We start from the raw sequence: 20,406 nt of genomic DNA, 5'->3' as shown, positions 1-20,406 counted from the left end.
TTACTCTTTTCTATCCATAGTGAAATAATAAACTGGAATTCCTAGTGCAACTATAAATAATCCAAGTCCGGTATTAAAAGTATCATAAATCAATAAAGTCATACATATTCCTATTGTTACTACTATATAAAGTGCTGGAATTACAGGATAGCCAAATGCTTTGTACGGTCTAGGTGTATTTGGTTCTTTTTTTCTAAGAATGAAAACACCTAGAATTGTTAAAATATAAAATAACAAGGAAGCAAAAGTAGCGTAAGTTAATAAATCACCAAACTTACCTGAAATACATAATACACAAGCCCAAATACATTGTACCCATAAAGCTTTTGCAGGAACTTGATTTTTATTAAGTTGGGTAGCTTGCTTAAAAAAAAGCCCATCTTTTGCCATTGCAAAAAACAATCTTCCGCCTGAAAGGATTAATCCGCTATTGCAACCAAAAGTTGAAACCATAATTAATCCTGCCATTACAAAAACACCTATATTACCCATAATCATACTTGCAGCAGCTGCACCAACTCTATCATTACTAGCAAACATAATTCCGCTACTGCTTATATTGGCAACACCGGGAGCTCCTTGCATCGGCAATAAAGCCAAATAAGCTAGATTGGCCAAAACATAAATAACGGTAACTATTAAAGTTCCTAAAAATAAACTTCTAGGAATATTTTTTTTAGGTTCTTTAATTTCTCCTGCAATAAATGTCACATTATTCCATGCATCACTAGAAAAAAGAGAATTAATTATTGTAGCTCCAGCAGCTCCTAACAGCGCCATTCCTGCAAGTTTGGTTACCGTAATAGTTCCATCTCCATTAACAACTGTTTTACTAGCCTCCCACATATTGGTAAAGTTATCCGATAAAACAGATGTTTGTAAACCTACATACAAACCTAAAAGTATTAAGGCAAACAGAGCAATTAATTTTGCAGAAGTAAAAACCAATTGAACTCTTTTACCACTTTCTACTCCTTTTGTATTAATAAATGTTAAGAGTACAATACTAAAAACCGCTAAAATTTTTTGGTAGGAAATAATAAAATTGCCTCCTATAGTAAAAAGAGTTTTATCTAAAATAGGAAAGAAAATTGCTGCATAATTAGCAAAGGTCACAGCAATAGCCGCAATTACTCCTGTTTGAATTACTGTAAAAACAGTCCATCCGTAAAGAAAAGAAACGAGTCTTCCGTAAGCACGCTGAATGTAGACAAATTGTCCTCCTGCATTTGGCATCATTCCTGCTAATTCGCCATAACTCAGCGCCGCAGCAACTGTTATTAATCCGGTCACTATCCAAATTACTAATAACCAAGCAGCAGATCCAATATCTCTGGCCATCGCTGAAGTAACAATAAAAATCCCAGAACCTATCATTGATCCTGCAACTAAACTCGTGGCATCTATTAATCCTAAAGAACGTTTTAATTCAGTTTTATTTTCTGGCATTGATATGTTTAATTATGAATAGTATAATGGTTTAATTTGCTCCGTTAAATTCTGAAAAATATAAATTATTTGCTTCTTTCCTAAATTTGAATATTTGAAAATCACAAATTTTCAATTCCTATTTTTTAGGAAGACGCTTTGCTTATTCCCAAAATTTGAATATTTGAAAATCACAGATTTTCAAATCCTATTTTTTAGGAAGACGCTTTGCTTCTTTCCAAAATTTGAATATTTGAAAATCACAGATTTTCAATTCCTATTTTTTAGGAAGACGCTTTGCTTCTTCCTAAAGTTTGAATATTTGAAAATCATAGATTTTCAATTCCTATTTTTTAGGAAGTCGCTTTGCTTCTTCCCAAAATTTGAATATTTGAAAATCATAGATTTTCAATTCCTATTTTTTAGGAAGTCGCTTTGCTTCTTCCCAAAAAACATCCATTTCAGCCAAAGTCATGTCCATTAGTGGTTTTCCTAGTTCGTCTGCTTTACTTTCTAAGTACTGAAATCTTTTTATAAACTTTTTATTAGTGCGCTCTAATGCATCTTCTGGATTTACTTTAAGAAATCTAGCGTAATTAATCATCGAAAATAAAACATCTCCAAATTCTGCTTCAATTTTATCTTGATCACCAGCATCAACCTCAACTTGTAATTCAGCTAATTCTTCTTGCACTTTATCCCAAACCTGATGTGATTCTTCCCAATCAAAGCCTACTCCTTTCACTTTATCTTGAATCCTACTTGCTTTAACTAATGCAGGTAAACTTTTAGGAACACCTTCTAAAACTGATTTTTTACCTTCTTTTAGCTTTAGTTTTTCCCAATTTTGTTTTACTTCTTCTTCATCTTTCACAACCACATCGCTGTAAATGTGCGGATGACGATGAATTAATTTCTCACAGATTTCATTACATACATCCGCTATATCAAAGTCGTTTGTTTCACTTCCAATTTTAGAATAAAAAACCAAATGCAGCAAGACATCTCCTAACTCTTTCTTTACTTCGTTTAAATCATTATCTAAAATCGCATCACCTAATTCGTAAGTTTCTTCAATGGTAAGATGACGTAAGCTTTGCATAGTTTGCTTTTTATCCCACGGACATTTTGCACGCAAATCATCCATAATGTCTAATAATCTTCCGAAAGCTTCTAATTTAGTTTGTCTTGAATTCATGAGAAATGTTTTTGGTAAAAATAAAAAAATCCTGTTCAGAAATAGAACTGAACAGGATTAAATATCATTTTAAAGTAAAATTATTCTTTTGTAGCTTTTTGTTTCTTTGGCGAAACTTTAGCCTCTGCAACTAGAGCTTCCTCTAATTCAGCAACTGCTTCTTCAGCAACTGCAGGAACTACTACTGTATCAACAATTAATCCTTTTGCTTGAAGCATGTTGTACCAGTTCAAAACTTTTTTAATATCTGATGGATACACTCTTTCTTCATCATAATCAGGCAAAATTTCTTTAAAGTAAGTCGTTAAAGTTGTATTGTCCTCTTTATGAGAAATCGCTTGTCCTTTATTTTCTTTATCCGCAATTTTTTGCATAATTTCAGATAATGGCTTTTCACCTTCGTAAGTGTAAATAGAAATTTCAGATAATAAACTTACATTACTTTTCAAATTCACAGTGATTTTTTTTCCATCCACTAATGATTCTGCTACAAACCCAGTACGAGTTTGAACTTGCAATACATATAAACCTGGTTTCCCAGAAATTGCTAATATTTTTTCTAAATTCATTTTTTTTGTAATTATTATTAAGAATTTGACTTATTATTTTTTTGTTTATAACCAAGAATCGTACCAATAGAAGCTTACTCTTTTTTTACCTTCCTTTTTTACCAAAAAATTTCATTCGGTAATCTTGAAATGTTTTTCCTTCCAAAATATTTTTTAATTTCTTTTGAATCAAACGTTTTTTTAATGTAGAGATTTTATCTGTAAACAAAATTCCTTCGATATGATCGTATTCGTGTTGAATTACTCTAGCAATTAAACCATCAAATACTTCGGTTTTCATAACAAAATCCTCTTCACAATATTCAATCGTAATAGTTGGATTTCTATAAACATCTTCTCTTACATCAGGAATGCTTAAACATCCTTCATTAAAACTCCATTCTACACCTTCTTCTTTAATCATTTTTGCATTGATAAAAGTTTTCTTAAAGCCTTGAAGTTTTTTTTGTGCCGCATCATCTAGTTCTTCATCATCACTAAAAGGAGTTGTGTCTATTACAAATAAACGAAGTGCTAAACCGATCTGAGGTGCTGCAAGTCCAACACCATAAGCATTGTACATCGTCTCGTACATATTAGCTATAATCTCTTTTAAATTTGGATGTTCTGGTGTAACTATTTCTCCTGTTTTTCTTAAAACTGGATCACCATATCCTATAATCGGTACAATCATTCGTGTTGTATTAAATATTATCTGACAAAATAAGCGAATATGCTTTTTATTCAGTTTGCAAAAATAGCAAAAAAATAGACAATGAATAATCATCTATTAATTATTACCTAATATTAACAATTTGAGACAAAAGAATTGGGTTAATCCTTTGTATAATTCATACAAATCTTACCTTTGTTATAACACGATGCTATGTTATACAAAATTCAAAAATTTACAGACAGTACCTATTTTACAAATGCTATGAAAGTAACAATAGCTGCTGTAATTCCTGTGATAGTATTCACTTATTTAGGAAAATTCGGAATGGGCTTTGCAATGGCAATTGGTGCTTTTTTTACTTATCCTAGCGACATTCCTAGTAGCTTAAAACATAAAATGAAAGGTATTGTTTTTACTGCTTTTTTAGTAGCTAGCATTAATTTGATTATCAATATTGTACATCCTTACCCTTGGATTTTTTATCCTTTTTTAACTTTACTCATTTTCTTGTTGTCGATGATTTCTGTTTATGGGCAAAGAGGTACGATGGTTTCGTTTTCTGGTCTAGTTAGCGTATCCTTAGCGTTCTCAAATATTTCAACTGGTTGGGCAATGATAGAACATGCTGGTCTAATTTTAGCTGGTGGTTTGTTTTACCTGATAGTTTCTCTTGTATTTCATTATATCAGACCCCACCGCTATATTGAATTACAAATTGCAGAATGTATCAAATTATCTTCTAAATATTTAAAACTTCGCGGTGATTTGTGGAATACAAATACAGATAAAAAATTGATAATAGAAAAACAATTACACCTTCAGGTTGAATTGAATACTATTCATCAAAACATAAGAGAATTTATCATCAGCAACTCTACCGTAAATGGATCGTCCAATCAAAACCGCAAAATGTTACTGGTTTTTATATCTTTGGTAGAAATTCTTGAACTATCCTTATCTACATCATTTGACCACGAAAAATTACATCAAAAGTTTGATGATCAGCCTGAACTCTTACTTACCTATCAAAAATTAGCCTATAATCTTGCGGCTAGTTTAAAAAAACTATCAAAAAGTGTCAAGAAAAGAAAAGTATATGTTTCTAAATATAACTTATTGAAGGATCTGAATGCGCTACAACACGCAATCACAATCTATGAGAAAGATTTAGGAAAAATAGCAGCTTCAGAAGGCGTTTTAATGCTAACTACGATGCTACAATATGCAGAAAAACAAGTCGAAAAAATAAAAATTATCGAAAGAGCTTTTTCTCTCACCTCAAACAAACTTGATTTTAAAGGAATTGACAAGGATTTAGAAAAATTCTTAACTCCACAATATTATCCACTGAGTACTTTGACCCAAAACCTAAGCTTCTCCTCTACTATTTTTAGACATTCCTTACGGCTTACTATTACCTTAATGTTTGGATTTATTTTGGGTATATTTTTACCGTTTCAAAATGTATATTGGATTTTATTGACGATAATTGTAATTTTAAGACCAAGTTATGGTTTAACAAAAGAACGCTCTTTTCAACGATTAATAGGTACAATTCTTGGCGGATTAATTGCATTTGGCATCCTGTATATTGTCAAAGAAAATTTCGTAATCAGCATACTAGCTATAATTTGTATTCTTTTGGGTTTTAGTTTTACTCAAATAAATTATAGGGTTAGCGCCACTTTTGTGACTATGTATGTAGTATTTGTATATGGTATCCTAACCCCAAACATTAGCGACTTGGTGCAGTATAGAATACTTGATACTCTTGTAGGTGCGGCATTAGCTTTCTTAGCTAATCACTTTTTATGGCCATCATGGGAATTTTTAAACATCCCAAACCATTTAGAAAAAGCGATAAAAGCAAATCAACAATACCTTAAACAAATTGCTATTTTCTATAACGAAAAAGGAAGTCTTTCTACCGCCTACCGATTAGCTCGAAAAAATGCCTTTATAGAAGTGGGGAATTTAATGGCGTCTTTTCAAAGAATGTCACAGGAACCAAAATCAAAACAAAAACAATTACCGCAAGTTTACAAATTAGCAGTACTAAATCATTCCTTATTATCATCGTTAGCATCGATGGGAACTTACATACAGTCTCATAAGACCACTACTGCCTCTAAAACTTTTAACATCGTTATAGATACAGTTTCTAAAAGTCTAGAATACGCCATTTCTATTTTAAAAGAAAATAATTTAGACAGTTCAGAAAATATTCCGCAGGAAGAATTAGCAATGCATTTTATGGAATTAAAGAAAATTCAAGAAAATGAAATGAAAAAAGGAATTCCAAATGATGATGAAGAAGAAGATTTTCAGTTAAAAATGCAAGAAGCACAATTAGTTATTGAACAGCTCGTCTGGCTCAATAATTTATCTGAAAACATTGTAAAAACAATAAAAATTCTAAAAACTAGTTAAATAAAAAAAGGCATTAAAATTTAGATATAGTAAGATCTAATTTTAATGCCTTTTTAAATGTTTTTTAAACCCTACTCATTTTTTAATTTCAAAACAGAAGCGGTTTCTTTTCTAATTTCCAATAGTAATTCCGGATTATCGTTTAATTTTTGTCCAAAAGAGGGAATCATCGTTTTTAACTTTTCTTGCCATTCTGGAGTTTGAAATTGGTCTTTAAAACATCTTCCAATCAAATCAATCATTATTGATACCGCTGTAGAAGCGCCAGGCGAAGCCCCTAGTAATACGGATAAAGAGCCATCATCTGTAGTGATAACTTCTGTACCAAACTCAAGGATACCGCCTTCTTTTTCATCTTTCTTTATTACTTGTACTCTTTGTCCAGCTCTTTCTAAAACCCAATCTTTAGATTTCGCAGTAGGAACATATTCTTTCAAAGCATCAATTCTATCCTTAGGCGATTGTCGAACTTGTTCTATCAAATATCGAGTAAGCGGAATGTTTTTGATCCCAGCAGCGATCATAGGAATGATATTATCTGTCTTTATGGATAAAGGCAAATCGGAGTAGGAACCATTTTTTAAAAATCGAGTAGAAAAACCTGCAAAAGGACCAAATAACAAAGCTTTTTCACCATTTATCATACGAGAATCAATGTGAGGAACAGACATTGGTGGTGCACCAACACTTGCTTTTCCATAAACTTTTGCTTGATGTTTAGCGATTACTTCAGGATTAATACATTTTAGCCATTGTCCACTTACAGGAAAACCACCATACCCTTTTCCTTCAGGAACATCTGCTTTTTCTAATAAAGGTAAAGATCCGCCGCCTGCACCAATAAAAACAAACTTAGAAAAGACTTTTTGTTTTTGTCCCGTCGCTAAATCAGTAATTTTTATTCTCCAAACCTTATCTTCAAGTTGTTTCAGCTTTTTAACTTCATGGTGAAAGTGAATAGTTACACCTTCTAATTTAGTTAAATAGCCAAAAATATTTCTAGTTAATTCTCCAAAATTCACATCAGTACCCAAAGACATCGATGTAGCAGCTACTTTCTCAGAATTTTTTCGACCTTCCATTACTAAAGGCATCCATTCTTTTAATTGAGAAAAGTCCGTACTGAATACCATATCTTTAAAAAGTGGATTCGGCTTTAAAGCTTCAAATCTTTTTTGCAAATATTCGACATTTTTATCGCCCCAAACGAAACTCATGTGAGGAATACTTTTTATAAAATTTTCGGGTGATGAAACTTTATTTTCTTGAACTAAATAAGCCCAAAACTGTCGCGAAATTTCAAAAGATTCAGCTATACTGATTGCTTTCTTGGCACTAATACTTTTGTCTTCGTTTTCTGGCGTGTAATTTAACTCGCAAAAAGCAGAATGACCTGTACCAGCATTATTCCAAGCATCTGAACTTTCAGCAGCCGCAATATCCAATCGCTCGTAAATTTCAATTTTTAAATCGGGTTGTAATTCTTTTAGGATCAATCCTAATGTTGCACTCATAATCCCCGCCCCTATAAGAACTACGTCACTATTTGTGCTTATGGTTTTATCTGACATAACAAAAATTTAAAGTGCAAAGATACTTTATATATGTAAAAATAAAGTAACAATTTAATGTTAAAAAGTAAAAAAATGCTGGATAAATTTAGAACCTAAAAAAATAAAGTAACTTATTAAAATCTTTTTTGAGTCAAATAATCTTGAAGCATTATTGTAGCCGAAATTTCATCTATCAATGCTTTATTTTGGCGTTGTTTTTTTTTCATTCCATTATCAATCATCGATTGAAAAGCCATTTTAGAGGTAAATCGTTCATCTACTCTAACCACTTTCATATCGGGAAAATGATTGGTAAAATGTGTTACAAATCCTTTAATCATAGAGGCGCTTTCAGAAGGCATACCGTTCATTTGCTTAGGCTCTCCAATAAGCACAGCCTCAACTTTTTCTTTAGAAAAATACTCTTTTAAAAAGGCAATAGCTGTAGCACTAGGAATTGTTGTTAATCCAGAAGCAATAATCTGCATTTCGTCAGTAACCGCGATTCCAGTTCGTTTTTGTCCGTAATCTATAGAAAGAATTCTAGCCATTTGCTATTTGTTTATTGGCAAAGATAAGTAAAGCTTTCAGATTTATTAATAACTACCTACAAGTGCAAGCATTACTAGGGATTTCACTTCAAACGTAATTCTGTTTATCTAACAAAAACATTTAATATGTTACTATTGCAAAAAGCATCAAGTTTTCTAAAAAATCCATTTATATTTGTACAAAAATTTCAAAAAAATGAATCCATTACAAACAATCATAGAACAAGCTTGGGAAAACCGTGCTTTGTTACAAGAAAAAGAAACAACTGATGCAATTAGATCAGTTATTGAGCTACTAGATACTGGAAAGTTGCGTGTTGCTGAACCTGTTGCTGAAGGATGGCAAGTAAACGAATGGGTAAAAAAAGCGGTAGTAATGTATTTTCCTATTCAAAAAATGGAAACTTGGGAATCTGGTATTTTTGAGTACCATGATAAAATGTTACTAAAAAGAGGTTACGCTGAAAAAGGAATTCGTGTTGTACCAAATGCTGTTGCTCGTTATGGCGCTTATATCTCTAGCGGTGTTATTTTAATGCCAAGCTACGTAAATATTGGTGCTTATGTTGACGAAGGAACTATGGTAGATACCTGGGCTACAGTAGGAAGTTGTGCGCAAATTGGAAAAAACGTACACTTAAGTGGTGGTGTAGGAATTGGTGGTGTTCTTGAGCCCTTACAAGCTGCTCCAGTTATTATTGAAGATGGCGCTTTTATTGGATCTCGTTGTATCGTTGTCGAAGGTGTTCATGTTGGTAAAGAGGCAGTTCTTGGCGCTAATGTTTGCCTTACAGCATCTACAAAAATAATTGATGTAACTGGTGAAGAACCTATTGAAATGAAAGGTTTTGTCCCTGCTCGTTCAGTAGTTATTCCTGGAAGTTATACAAAAAAATTTGCTGCTGGAGAGTTTCAAGTACCATGTGCCTTAATTATTGGAACTCGTAAACCTTCTACTGATTTAAAAACATCATTAAATAATGCGTTGCGCGAATATGACGTTGCAGTATAATAATTTCTAATAAAAATCTACAAATTTACCAATGCAAAATTATCTTCAAAGTGTAAAACTTTTTTTCAAACGTTTTTTAGTAGTACTTTTTGTTTATCAAATTTGTAGGTTTTTATTTTACTTCTTTAATCGCAATGCTTTTGAAAGGATCTCTTTTAAAGGATTTTTAGGCGGCATTCATTTTGACTTATCGGCAATTGCTTACATCAATCTGATCTTTGCCGTATTGCACCTGTTACCTGGGAGTTTTAAATATAGACCTAATTATCAAAAGGGATTAAAAATCGCCTTTTTTACTGTAAACTTAATTTTCATATTAACCAATTTTGTTGATTTCGAATATTATAAATTTACAGGAAGACGCAGTACATTTGGAATGATTACAGCAACTGGAATGGAAAATGAGATTGGTGGATTACTCTTTTCATTTTTAGTTGAATTCTGGTATTTGCCTTTATTAGCAATTGTTTTGGCCTTACTTTTTTGGAAAGCAATTCCTAATTTAAAAATGGTTACTGAAACAAGTTCAAGCAAAATTCAATCGTTAAAACAAAGTGGATTATTCCTTTTATTCTTAGCCACTGTATTTGTAATAGGACGTGGTGGTTTTCAAAAAAAACCATTAAAAATCGTTGATGCTGTTAATTACGGCTCTATCAATCAGTCCGCAATTGTACTGAATACGCCTTTTTGTATCTTAAAAACAATCGGTAAAAAGGAAACATTAGAATCTCCTAAGTTCTATTCCGAAAAAGAATTAAATACTATATTCAATCCGATTACAGTAACTAAAACTTCGGGGAAACCAACTAAAAAAAATGTTGTCATTTTAATCTTAGAAAGCTTTGGTAGAGAAAATTTACAATGCGGACAAACACCTTTTTTAGATTCCTTAATAGAAAAATCAATGTTTTTTGAAAACGGTTTTGCCAATGGTAAACTTTCTATAGATGCTGTTCCTTCTACGTTATCAAGCGTTCCTAGTTTGATGAATAATTCGCTGATTACTTCAAGTTATGCCATTAATGAAGTATATGGTTTGCCAAAAATAATGAAGGATAACGGTTATCAAACCTCCTTTTTTCATGGTGCATTTAATGGAAGCCAAAATTTTGACCAATACTGTAAAGTAGCTGGTTTTGATGCTTATTATGGAAAAGATCAATATGAAGGACCTGAATCTTTTGATGGAAGATGGGGAATTTTTGACGAGGAGTTTTTACAATATTTTTCTAGAAAATTATCACAATTCAAACAACCATTTTTCACCACTTTATTTACAATTTCATCACATAATCCTTATATAATTCCAGAAAAATATAAAGGAAAATTCCCAAAAGGAAATACAAAAATTCAGGAAAGTATAGCTTATTCTGATTTTGCTTTAAAGCGCTTTTTTGAAACTGCTTCCAAACAAGATTGGTATAATAACACTTTATTTGTAATAGTAGCCGATCATACTTCTTCAGAACCCAAACAAGCAAAATTTAAAACTAATGTTGGGAAATTTAGAATCCCTATTTTATTTTTTGATCCTTCCAATCCTAATTTAGTTGGAAAAAACAGTAAAAATTTGCAGCAAATAGATGTAATGCCTTCCATATTAGAATATCTAAATATCGATGCTAAGATGGTTACTTTTGGAAAATCATATCAATCTGATAAAGATTTTGTGGTTTATTATTTGGACAATATCTATCACTATATTTCAGGAGATTTCTACTTGGCTTTTGATGGAAAAAAATCATTGGGACTTTACAATTTCAAAAATGATGAATTATTAAAAAATAATTTATTAAAAACCAATCCAGCAAAAGCAGCGGAAATGGAACGATTTATCAAAGCGTATGTTCAGAGTTTTAACGAACGTATAATAAAAAATGAACTTACATTAAAAAAATAAATCAATGATGAGAATTTTAGTAATTCAACACAAAATGATTGGTGACGTTTTAGTAAGTAGCATTATCTGTAATAATTTACGAAAAGCCTATCCTAATGCTCAGATTGATTATTTGGTAAACGACAATACCGTTGCAGTTCTAAAAGGAAATCCCAACATTAGCAACCTTATTATTTTTGATAAAAAAGCGCAAAATAGTTTTTTTGAATTGATCAAATTTGCTTTTCAAATCCGAAAAAACAAATATGACCTTGTTATTGATGCTTATTCAAAATTACAAAGCTGGATTATTACATTGCTCTCTGGTGCTAAACAAAAAATATCTTATCAAAAAACGGGAAGGACATTTTTATACGATTATAACATTACGCTGGCAAAAAATCCATCATCCAATTTTGGCTTAGCCATTGAACGGAGATTATCATTACTTTCTCCGTTGAATTTAACTATATCTATTGATCCTTTTCCAAAAGTATTTCTTGACCAGGAGGAAATAAAGTTCGCTACTGCTCTTTTTGAGCAACATAAAATAGATGAATCTCGAAAAACCGTAATGGTGAGTTTGCTAGGGAGCGAAAAACTTAAGACTTATCCGCCGCAGTATATGGCTGCTATTCTAGATTCTGTAAGTGACTCGTTCCAGATAAATATTGTATTTAATTATTTTCCTAGCCAAATTGAGGAAGCCAGAATTATATATAATTACTGCGCTACAAAAACTCAAAAAAACATTTATTTCGATCTTTTAGGAGCTGACTTAAGACAATATATAGCTATAATGAGTAAATGTGATGTTATTATAGGAAACGACGGTGGTGCAATAAATCTAGCCAAAGCGTTAGGAAAACCTTCCTTTATTATTTTTTCTCCCTGGATTGAAAAGAAGATTTGGGCAACATTTGAAGACGGTATTCATCATACTTCAATTCATCTTAAAGACATTTTGCCAGCGCTTTTTTCTGAAAAAACAGAAAAAGAATTAAAAGAGAATGCTATTTCTTTATATGAGAATTTGAAACCTGAGTTTGTAATAAAAAAAATGATTCCTTTTTTAAAGCAGCATCTTTTACCTTAATCACGAATTGAGCATTAAATAATAATTTATGATACTTTTTTTTTGACACTAAAGTAAAATTTCATTATTTTAAAAAAAACTTCAAATTAGTGAGTAAAATAATTTCTACAGAAAAAATAGTTTTAAATTAAAATCATTTTTTCCAAAACTGGAATTGTTTTTTCAATCTTTTTTTTCTCGAAAACTTTTCTTGAAAATCGCTTGTCATTGCCCAAAGTGTTTCAAAAACAGATTTTTCCGATTCTCCAGATACTTTTGCATATTCATTACTCATAATGACAATCATATCCTTGCGAGGCGTAAGACGTCTTAGATTATTCATGCGCATTTCAAAAGACATTGATTCATGAAACTTCATTCTATTTAGGTCAACTAAATAAAAGAAATATTTGCCGTCTCCATTATTTTTAATTAAGGTATTTCCTGGCGAATGATCCATAAACTCAATTCCATTTTGATGTAAATCATAAGAAAAACGAGTAAATTGTCTTAAAATATTTTCTGCATCAGGATAATCCGTTTCGACTAATTCTCTGTAGGTCAAATCACAATCTAAATGTTCGGAAACATAATAACTTTCGTTTAATCCTAAGGCATCAAAATTCTCGAAATAAGCAATTGGACTTGGAGTTCCTATTCCTTTTTCTAATAAAATAGTAGCATATTCAAAAGAGCGTTTCGCTTTGGATTTTCTAAAATATTTATAGGCGATTTTATTAATTAAATTGGGCTTTTTAAAAGATTTTATGTTTAAAATTAAATCTTCTACTTTAAAAAGTTTGATGTTATTTCTATTCCCAACAACAAAATTTTCTCCTGAAGTTTCAAAATATTTAATGCAATTGTCAATTAAATTATCAAATTTTAAAAAATTTTTGTGGTATTTAGAATGCATAAATAAATATTTTAATTCAAAAGTATATATTATCTTTTACTAATCAAATTTAATAGTTAATTTCGCAAAAATATATTTCAATTTAACATGAAAATTACAGTGATATCCTTTGATAATTGGGGTTTTAACCAAAAGATTGTTGACCACATATCGGAGGAAGGACACGAGGTTCACCATATTGATTTTAGTAAATTTAAATATAAATATCCCAATGTCTTATTTAAAGCCTACAATTTTATTTTAAAGTCGTTTTTTAAGCAAAATTTAAAAACGAAATTTTATGGCAAACAGATTTTAAACGAATTAGACCAAAATCCGAATAAACAAGATTTAATACTTACTATCAAAGGAGATTTTATTGCTCCAGAGTTTGCGAGTAAGATAAAAAAATACACTAAAAAATCGACTGCTTTTTTTAATGATAACATCAAAAGATGTCCTAAAATTATTGGCGTTTTAGATTGTTTTGATACTGTCTATTCTTTTGAAAAAGAAGATTGCGAAAAATACAATTTAAAGCATAAAACAAACTTTATTTATAACTTTCAAGAGAAAAAAGAAACTGAAATTACAAAATCGGTTTTTAATATATCCTCTTATGGAAGAAGTTTAGACCTTATCACAAAAATTGCCACTGAATTGAGGAAAATAAACATTCCTTATAAAATCATTATTTTTGATAAAAAAAGAAAACTTAAAAATAACACTTTAATTACCTCTGTTCAAGAAACAATTCCGCTTGAAGAAGTTAATAATCAGATTAAAAAGGTAAGTTGCTTATTAGATTTACAAAGAATAAATCAGTCGGGATTATCCTTTAGAGTTTTCGAAAGTTTGGGATGGCACAAAAAACTAATAACAACCAACGGCTCTATTCGCAACTACGATTTTTATAACGAGAATAATATTTTAATAATTGATCCAAAAAATCCAATCATAACTTCTGACTTTTTTGAAAAACCTTTTGTAGAAATTCCACAAGAAATAATAGAAAAGTATAAACTGTCCGGATGGTTTAATGAATTTATTTAAAACATGAAAAGTATATATATATTATGTCCTCCAAACAAAGCAACAGGAGGTCCAGAAGCTTTGCATCAATTAGGTCATTTATTAAAAAAAGATGATTATAATGTTACGATGCTCTATTCTAAACGAAAATCAAATCCTGTACATCCTTTTTATAAAGACTATCAAATTCCATATACCTATAAGGTAAAAGATAGTGCCGATAATGTAATGATCATTCCTGAATCTATGACCAACTGGATGGCAAGATTTCCATTGGCTGAGAAGAAAGTTTGGTGGTTGAGTCTTACTTTCTATGAAATGGCAATGAATAGTAGAGAAGCAAAGAAGAATTTTTTAAGAAAAATATTTGTACCTTACAAACATACCGAATATCGCTTTGAGAAAAACAAAACGATCACACATTGGTATCAATCACAACGTACAAAAGAGTATTTAGATACAAAAGAATTATGTAATCCGGCACAGTATTTATGTGATTATGTTGCTGATGTATTTTTTGAAAATTTACCTGAAATAGAGGATTTTGATAAAAAAGATATTATTACTTACAATCCTAAAAAAGGATTTGATAAAATTGAACCAATTATAAATCTTTTGCCCCAATACCAATGGGTACCGCTATCTGGAATGACTAGAATAGAGATGCGTGATTTATTGAGAAAAGCTAAATTGCATGTGGATTTTGGGTATTTTCCTGGAAGAGATAAAATTCCGCGTGAAGCTCTAATTTCAGGTTGTTGTCTATTAACAGGAAGGGAAGGAACTTCTGGTTTTAAAGAAGATTTAGGCATTCCAGAAATTTATAAATTACATGAAAATGAAATTACTCCAGAAATTGTAATAGAAAAAATACGTCACATAATGACTAATTACGATTCTGTTAAAAATGATTTTACATCATTTAGAGCATTTGTTTTATCGGAAAAACAAAGAATGTTAGATGATATTAGAGGTCTTTTCACTAAAAACAATTCTTAAAGATGATGCTAAGTGTAATAATGATTGTTTACAACCATTCAAAATATATTGAAGAGGCAATCCAAGGCGTTTTAAAACAAGAAACTAACTTTGATTTCGAATTTATAATATCCAATGATTGTTCTACGGACAATTCTGACAGTCTTATTCGTTCTATAAAAAATGAAAATACAAGATGTAAAATTACGTATTATGATCAGAAGGTGAATTTAGGAATGATGCCAAATTTTATGTTCGCCTTAAATGCTGCGAATGGAAAATATATTGCTTTGTGCGAAGGTGATGATTATTGGACAGATGCTTCTAAACTTCAAAAACAAGTAGATTTTTTAGAACAAAATAATGAATTTAGTATTTGTTTTCACAACGTAAATCTTGAAATTAACAACACTCTTAAAGAAGACAATCTCAAAAAAAGGATTCCATCTGTATTCGGAATTGAAGAATTAGCCTTAAAAAATGTAATTCATACACCAAGTGTTGTTTATAGAAATCGATTATTTCCTGAATTTCCTGATTATTTTAAAAATGCTCCAATAGGTGATTATTTTTTACATTTATTGAATGCGCAATACGGAAAGATCAAATATATTGACGAAGTAATGGCGGTTTACCGCATTCACGGAACCTCTTATTGGTCTTCTAAAAGTAATGCAGAGCAAGATCAAATACTAATTACTTTTTTGAATTCAATAAAAATAAATTTTGAAGGACAAATTCAGAAAATTATAGATCTTCAAATTGATAAAATTGCAATGAAACATGCTGGTTTTTGGGATAAAAAGATAAAAAAAATAAAACGTTTTTTTGATCCCAAAAAATAAATTTAGAATTATACTAAAAAGAAAACATCTTGTTATTAAAAACTTTATAAATCAAGTATTTATAAAATAATTTAATCGAATTTTACAAAAAAAATATGTCTTTATCTCATCCCATATATGTTACCAAATCTTTTTTTCCTCCGCTCAAAGAGTACAATCATTATTTAGAACGGATTTGGAAAAATGAATGGCTTACTAATAGAGGTGAACTAACTTTAGAATTAGAAAAAAAATTAAAAGAGAAATTAGCTGTTGATACTATTCTTATTACCAACAACGGAACGATACCGCTGCAAATTGCGCTAAAAATTTTAGGAAACTACGGAGAAATAATAACAACACCTTTCTCTTACATAGCTACTACATCTGCTATAATATGGGAAAATTGCACTCCTGTTTTTGTAGATATTGATCCCGATTATCTTACGATTGATGAATTAAAAATTGAAGCTGCTATTACCGATAAAACAACAGCAATTTTAGCAACACATGTTTTTGGGAATCCTTGTCATGTAGAACGGATTGAAGAAATTGCTAAAAAACACAATTTATATGTAATTTATGACGCTGCGCATTGTTTTGGTGTCAATTACAAAGGACAATCCATATTTAATTATGGTACTGTAAGCACTTGCAGTTTTCACGCTACCAAAATATTTCACACCGGAGAAGGTGGTGCTATTTTTTGTAAGGATCAAAAACTGTATGAAAAAATATTTTACTCTCATAATTTTGGACACAGTGGTCCTGAAGATTTTCATGGTTTGGGTATTAATGCTAAAATATCAGAATTACAATCTGCTATGGGATTAACCGTTTTGAATCACTTTGACTCCATATTTGAAAACAGAAAACGTGTGGTAGATTTTTACACTAAAAATCTAAAATTCGAAAGAATATCTAAAATTAAAATTAGAGAAAATACAGAATGGAATTATAGTTATTATCCTGTAATTTTCGAATCGGAAGAAATGCTTCTAACCGTCTTAAAAACGCTCAACGATAATAAAATTTACCCAAGAAGGTATTTTTATCCTTCTTTGAATAAAGTAAATTATGTACATGGTGCCAATATGCCCATTTCTGAATCAGTTGCTTCCAGAGTTTTATGTTTACCCTTATATAAAGACTTAACCGATGAAGAAGTGTTAGTAATAGTTAATTTAATAAATCCTTTAACATGTTAATAGTTGGCGCAAAAGGTTTTACAAAAGAAGTTCTTGAAGTTTTACACATTAACGATCAATTACAACATATTTCATTTTATGATGATGTTAACGTACTGACAGCAAAAACACTTTATAATAAATTTGAAATTATTACCGATTTAGAAACTGCTTCGGAATACTTTAAAAACAAATCGAAATTATTTACTATTGGAATAGGAAATCCTATTTTGAGAAAGCAACTTTTTGATAAGTTTACTGCAATTGATGGAATTTACTCTTCGGTAATTAGTACAAATGCAAAAATTGGACACTACAATACAATAATAGAAACTGGCAGCAACATTATGTGTGGTGTAGTAATAACTAACGACGTACATATTGAAACAGGAGTATTAATAAATTTGAATTGTACCATAGGTCACGATACAAAAATTGGCAAATTTGTCGAAATATCACCGGGTTCAAATATATCTGGAAATTGCAAAATTGGAGATTATTCTACCATTGGAACCAATGTTACTGTATTACCCAACATCACAATTGGCACAAATGTAATTGTAGCCGCAGGAGCTGTGGTTACAAAAGATGTTCCCGATAATTGTATGGTAGCTGGAGTACCAGCAATAATCAAAAAATATTTCAATCAATAAATAGAATATGTTTCAAAATACTGAAGTAAAATCCATAAACAAGGGATTTTTAAAACAACTTTATATACAATCTTTATTCAATTTTTTTTTAGTGTTGTTGATCGCTCTTCCCTATTTAAGTTATATAGAAAGTGGGAATGAAATAAAAGCAAAAATTTATTTTTTAGCAACAACAATAAGTCACTTCTTTTTACTGACAGCTATTCCACTATTATTGAGCATAGTGATTTATTTTATTACAAAATCTACACGATTGAGTAGCATAATATTTATAATATTGATGCTCTTAGTGTTGCTCATTCTTAAAGTGGATGCTAATATTTTCAATCAATTTAGATACCATTTATCGCCTATCGTATTTAGTTTGTTATTTGGAAAAAGAGCCAGCGACATCTTCCAATTTTCTACTTCAAATGTCATTACTTCAATTTTATTTGTTGTTGGTTTAGTTCTAATGCAGCTCTTATTTTTCTGGATTGCAAAAAGAATAATTGATAAAACAAATCAATTTCACATTAGAAAAACACTTGCGTTTATTGTCATATGCTTGCTTTATAGTCATTCGATATTTGCTTGGGCTGATGTCAATTTTTACAGGCCAGTTTTACAATATAAAAATATTTATCCTGCTTTTTTTCCTTTAACAGCTGAAGGTTTAATGACAAAACTAGGACTTGTAGATGAAGCATTGATTATGCGAAATAAAGAAATTAGTAAAAATCAGACTCAAAACTCCATCCAATATCCATTAGAACCAATTAGTTCGATACCGTTAGAAAATAAAAAAGATATTGTATTTATCGTAATAGATTCATGGCGTTTTGATTGCATTTCAAAAGAAATAACTCCTAACATCGCACAGTTTTCTGAGAAATCACAAGTATTTCAAAATCACAATAGTGGATCGAACATGACAACAGGAGGAATCTTTTCGTTGTTTTATGGAATACCTGCTACCTATTTCGACTCGTTTACAGGAGTTGAAAAATCACCTGTTTTTATAGATGAGTTACAAAAGCAAAACTATCAAATTGGTATTTTTAGTAGTGCTACTCTAGAAAATCCACCTTTTGATAGGAATGTATTTTCCAGAATAAAAAATATTCGTTTATTCTCTGATGGTGATTCTCCTGATGAGAGAGATCAAGATGTAACCAAAGATTGGTTGGAATATTACAAAAAAAGAAATACAAAAAATCCTAGCTTTAGTTTTGTCTTTTATGATGCAGCCCACGGATTTGATTATCCAGATTCCTATGCGATTCCTTTTAAACCGGCTTGTAAAGAAGTTGATTTTTTAGCTTTGAGTGACAACTACGATGCAAAACCACTAATAAACAGATACAAAAATGCGCTTCATTTTATTGATAATGAAATAGGAAAAGTAATTTCACATCTTAAGGAAAATAATAAATTACAAAATACTATAATAGTCATTACCGGAGATCACGGTCAGGAATTTAATGACAATAAAAAAGGGTATTGGCAACACGGAGGAAATTTTTCTAAATTTCAGATTCAAGTACCTATGTTAATTTATGATGCTTCTAAAAGTCCAAAACAATATGATTACTTAACTTTGCATTATGATATTGTTCCTACCCTAATGAAGCATTATTTAGGAACAACCAATAAAGCTGCAGAATACAGTGCAGGAAGAGATATATACGAAAACAAAAAAAGAGATTGGTTTGTATGCGGATACAATCAAAAGTATTCTGTAATTGAGCAAAACCAAATTACAAACATTTATGCTTCTGGCTTATTTGAAATTACAGACCAAAAACTGAACACCTTAAGCAAAGATATTAATTACGACGTTATTGAAAATGCTTTTAAGGAAACAAATAAATTTTATATAAAAAACAAATAAATTTTTTATGGAAAATAGTAATCAAGAAATTCAAAACGCATACGATATAATTAAGGAAGGTGGAATTATACTCTATCCAACGGATACCGTTTGGGGAATTGGCTGTGATGCCACCAATCCTGAAGCTGTAGCTAAAATATACAAGCTTAAGAAAAGAGCAGAAACACAAAGCATGATTGTACTCATGAATGGAGAACGCATGATGTACAATGTGTTTAAAGATATACCCGAAGTAGCATGGCAAATCATGGATCTTTCAGAAAATCCTACCACACTGGTATTAGACAAACCTAGAAACGTGGCGGCAAATCTAATTGCTGCAGATCAAACATTAGGAATTAGAATCGTAAAGGAACCTTTTTGCTTTAAGTTGTTAGAAAAAATGAAAAAGCCACTTGTTTCTACATCGGCAAATATATCAGGCCAACCTACTCCAAAAAGTTTTAAAGAAATTAGTCCTGAAATTATAAAAGGCGTAGACTATGTTGTAAATTTGCACCGCGATAAAATAGCAGGAAAACCGTCAACAATAATTAAATTAACGAGTGATTCTCAAGTTAAAGTAATTCGTAAATAAATACTCACTTCTATATAGAGGAATCAATTTAGAC

The 20,406-nt window shown here is 30.6% G+C and carries 18 protein-coding genes; 11 read left to right on the top strand and 7 right to left on the bottom strand.

What is annotated here, in order from left to right; all coding sequences use genetic code 11:
* The 4 genes from H2650_RS05790 to def form a co-directional block, all read right to left on the bottom strand.
* On the bottom strand, positions 1–1,449 hold the full coding sequence (locus H2650_RS05790; protein WP_188049809.1) for an APC family permease: 1,449 nt from the start codon (positions 1,447–1,449) through the stop codon (positions 1–3).
* Positions 1,450–1,843: 394 nt separating this feature from the next.
* Positions 1,844–2,626, bottom strand: coding sequence for a nucleoside triphosphate pyrophosphohydrolase (mazG, locus tag H2650_RS05785; protein ID WP_188049808.1), 783 nt, complete (start codon positions 2,624–2,626; stop codon positions 1,844–1,846).
* Positions 2,627–2,706: 80 nt separating this feature from the next.
* On the bottom strand, positions 2,707–3,195 hold the full coding sequence (locus H2650_RS05780) for a DUF5606 domain-containing protein (protein ID WP_188049807.1): 489 nt from the start codon (positions 3,193–3,195) through the stop codon (positions 2,707–2,709).
* Between the two features lie 85 nt (positions 3,196–3,280).
* Positions 3,281–3,868, bottom strand: coding sequence for a peptide deformylase (gene def / locus H2650_RS05775; protein WP_188049806.1), 588 nt, complete (start codon positions 3,866–3,868; stop codon positions 3,281–3,283).
* Between the two features lie 192 nt (positions 3,869–4,060).
* Here def and H2650_RS05770 point away from each other — a divergent pair, with 192 nt between their 5' ends.
* Complete coding sequence (locus tag H2650_RS05770; protein WP_188049805.1) at positions 4,061–6,280, top strand: FUSC family membrane protein; 2,220 nt, start codon at positions 4,061–4,063, stop codon at positions 6,278–6,280.
* Positions 6,281–6,351: 71 nt separating this feature from the next.
* Here the strand turns inward: H2650_RS05770 and H2650_RS05765 are convergent, their stop codons facing one another.
* Together H2650_RS05765 and ruvX are read right to left on the bottom strand one after the other, a co-directional pair.
* A complete protein-coding gene (locus H2650_RS05765) occupies positions 6,352–7,851 on the bottom strand; it encodes a malate:quinone oxidoreductase (RefSeq protein ID WP_188049804.1) in 1,500 nt (499 codons plus the stop codon).
* 116 nt (positions 7,852–7,967) lie between these two features.
* Positions 7,968–8,384 carry a Holliday junction resolvase RuvX gene (ruvX, locus tag H2650_RS05760; protein WP_188049803.1) on the bottom strand — a complete coding sequence of 139 codons (417 nt, stop codon included), beginning with the start codon at positions 8,382–8,384 and terminating at the stop codon, positions 7,968–7,970.
* Positions 8,385–8,580: 196 nt separating this feature from the next.
* On the opposite strand from ruvX, the gene H2650_RS05755 reads away from it, so the two are divergent.
* Genes H2650_RS05755 through H2650_RS05745 form a run of 3 tightly spaced genes read left to right on the top strand, consistent with a single transcriptional unit; the run spans position 8,581 to position 12,374 of the window.
* Positions 8,581–9,396, top strand: a complete 816-nt coding sequence (locus H2650_RS05755) for a 2,3,4,5-tetrahydropyridine-2,6-dicarboxylate N-succinyltransferase (protein ID WP_188049802.1) — start codon at positions 8,581–8,583, stop codon at positions 9,394–9,396.
* Between the two features lie 31 nt (positions 9,397–9,427).
* Positions 9,428–11,299 carry an LTA synthase family protein gene (locus H2650_RS05750; RefSeq protein WP_188049801.1) on the top strand — a complete coding sequence of 624 codons (1,872 nt, stop codon included), beginning with the start codon at positions 9,428–9,430 and terminating at the stop codon, positions 11,297–11,299.
* Between the two features lie 4 nt (positions 11,300–11,303).
* Positions 11,304–12,374 (top strand): glycosyltransferase family 9 protein, encoded by a 1,071-nt coding sequence (locus H2650_RS05745; RefSeq protein ID WP_255462802.1) that lies wholly within the window; start codon positions 11,304–11,306, stop codon positions 12,372–12,374.
* A gap of 133 nt (positions 12,375–12,507) precedes the next feature.
* Here H2650_RS05745 and H2650_RS05740 read toward each other — a convergent pair whose 3' ends face one another.
* On the bottom strand, positions 12,508–13,269 hold the full coding sequence (locus H2650_RS05740; protein ID WP_188049800.1) for a lipopolysaccharide kinase InaA family protein: 762 nt from the start codon (positions 13,267–13,269) through the stop codon (positions 12,508–12,510).
* A gap of 87 nt (positions 13,270–13,356) precedes the next feature.
* Here H2650_RS05740 and H2650_RS05735 point away from each other — a divergent pair, with 87 nt between their 5' ends.
* From H2650_RS05735 to H2650_RS05705, 7 genes are all read left to right on the top strand, one after another.
* Positions 13,357–14,301, top strand: a complete 945-nt coding sequence (locus H2650_RS05735) for a hypothetical protein (RefSeq protein WP_188049799.1) — start codon at positions 13,357–13,359, stop codon at positions 14,299–14,301.
* A 3-nt stretch (positions 14,302–14,304) separates the two neighbouring features.
* On the top strand, positions 14,305–15,279 hold the full coding sequence (locus H2650_RS05730) for a hypothetical protein (protein WP_188049798.1): 975 nt from the start codon (positions 14,305–14,307) through the stop codon (positions 15,277–15,279).
* A gap of 2 nt (positions 15,280–15,281) precedes the next feature.
* The gene (locus H2650_RS05725; RefSeq protein WP_188049797.1) at positions 15,282–16,103 is read left to right on the top strand and encodes a glycosyltransferase; all 822 of its coding nucleotides are present in this window, start codon (positions 15,282–15,284) and stop codon (positions 16,101–16,103) included.
* 95 nt (positions 16,104–16,198) lie between these two features.
* A complete protein-coding gene (locus H2650_RS05720) occupies positions 16,199–17,290 on the top strand; it encodes a DegT/DnrJ/EryC1/StrS aminotransferase family protein (protein WP_188049796.1) in 1,092 nt (363 codons plus the stop codon).
* Positions 17,284–17,922, top strand: coding sequence for a NeuD/PglB/VioB family sugar acetyltransferase (locus H2650_RS05715; RefSeq protein WP_188049795.1), 639 nt, complete (start codon positions 17,284–17,286; stop codon positions 17,920–17,922). Before H2650_RS05720 ends, H2650_RS05715 begins: the two co-directional genes overlap by 7 nt.
* A 7-nt stretch (positions 17,923–17,929) precedes the next feature.
* Complete coding sequence (locus H2650_RS05710) at positions 17,930–19,795, top strand: DUF3413 domain-containing protein (RefSeq protein ID WP_188049794.1); 1,866 nt, start codon at positions 17,930–17,932, stop codon at positions 19,793–19,795.
* Between the two features lie 7 nt (positions 19,796–19,802).
* A complete protein-coding gene (locus H2650_RS05705; RefSeq protein WP_188049793.1) occupies positions 19,803–20,372 on the top strand; it encodes an L-threonylcarbamoyladenylate synthase in 570 nt (189 codons plus the stop codon).
* Positions 20,373–20,406 lie beyond the last annotated feature (34 nt).

It is taken from the genome of Flavobacterium sp. GP15 (genome assembly GCF_014281985.1).
Classification (GTDB): Bacteria; Bacteroidota; Bacteroidia; order Flavobacteriales; family Flavobacteriaceae; genus Flavobacterium; species Flavobacterium pygoscelis.
Note: the sequence above shows the minus strand (reverse complement) of the source record. Positions and strands in the feature narration are given on the sequence as shown.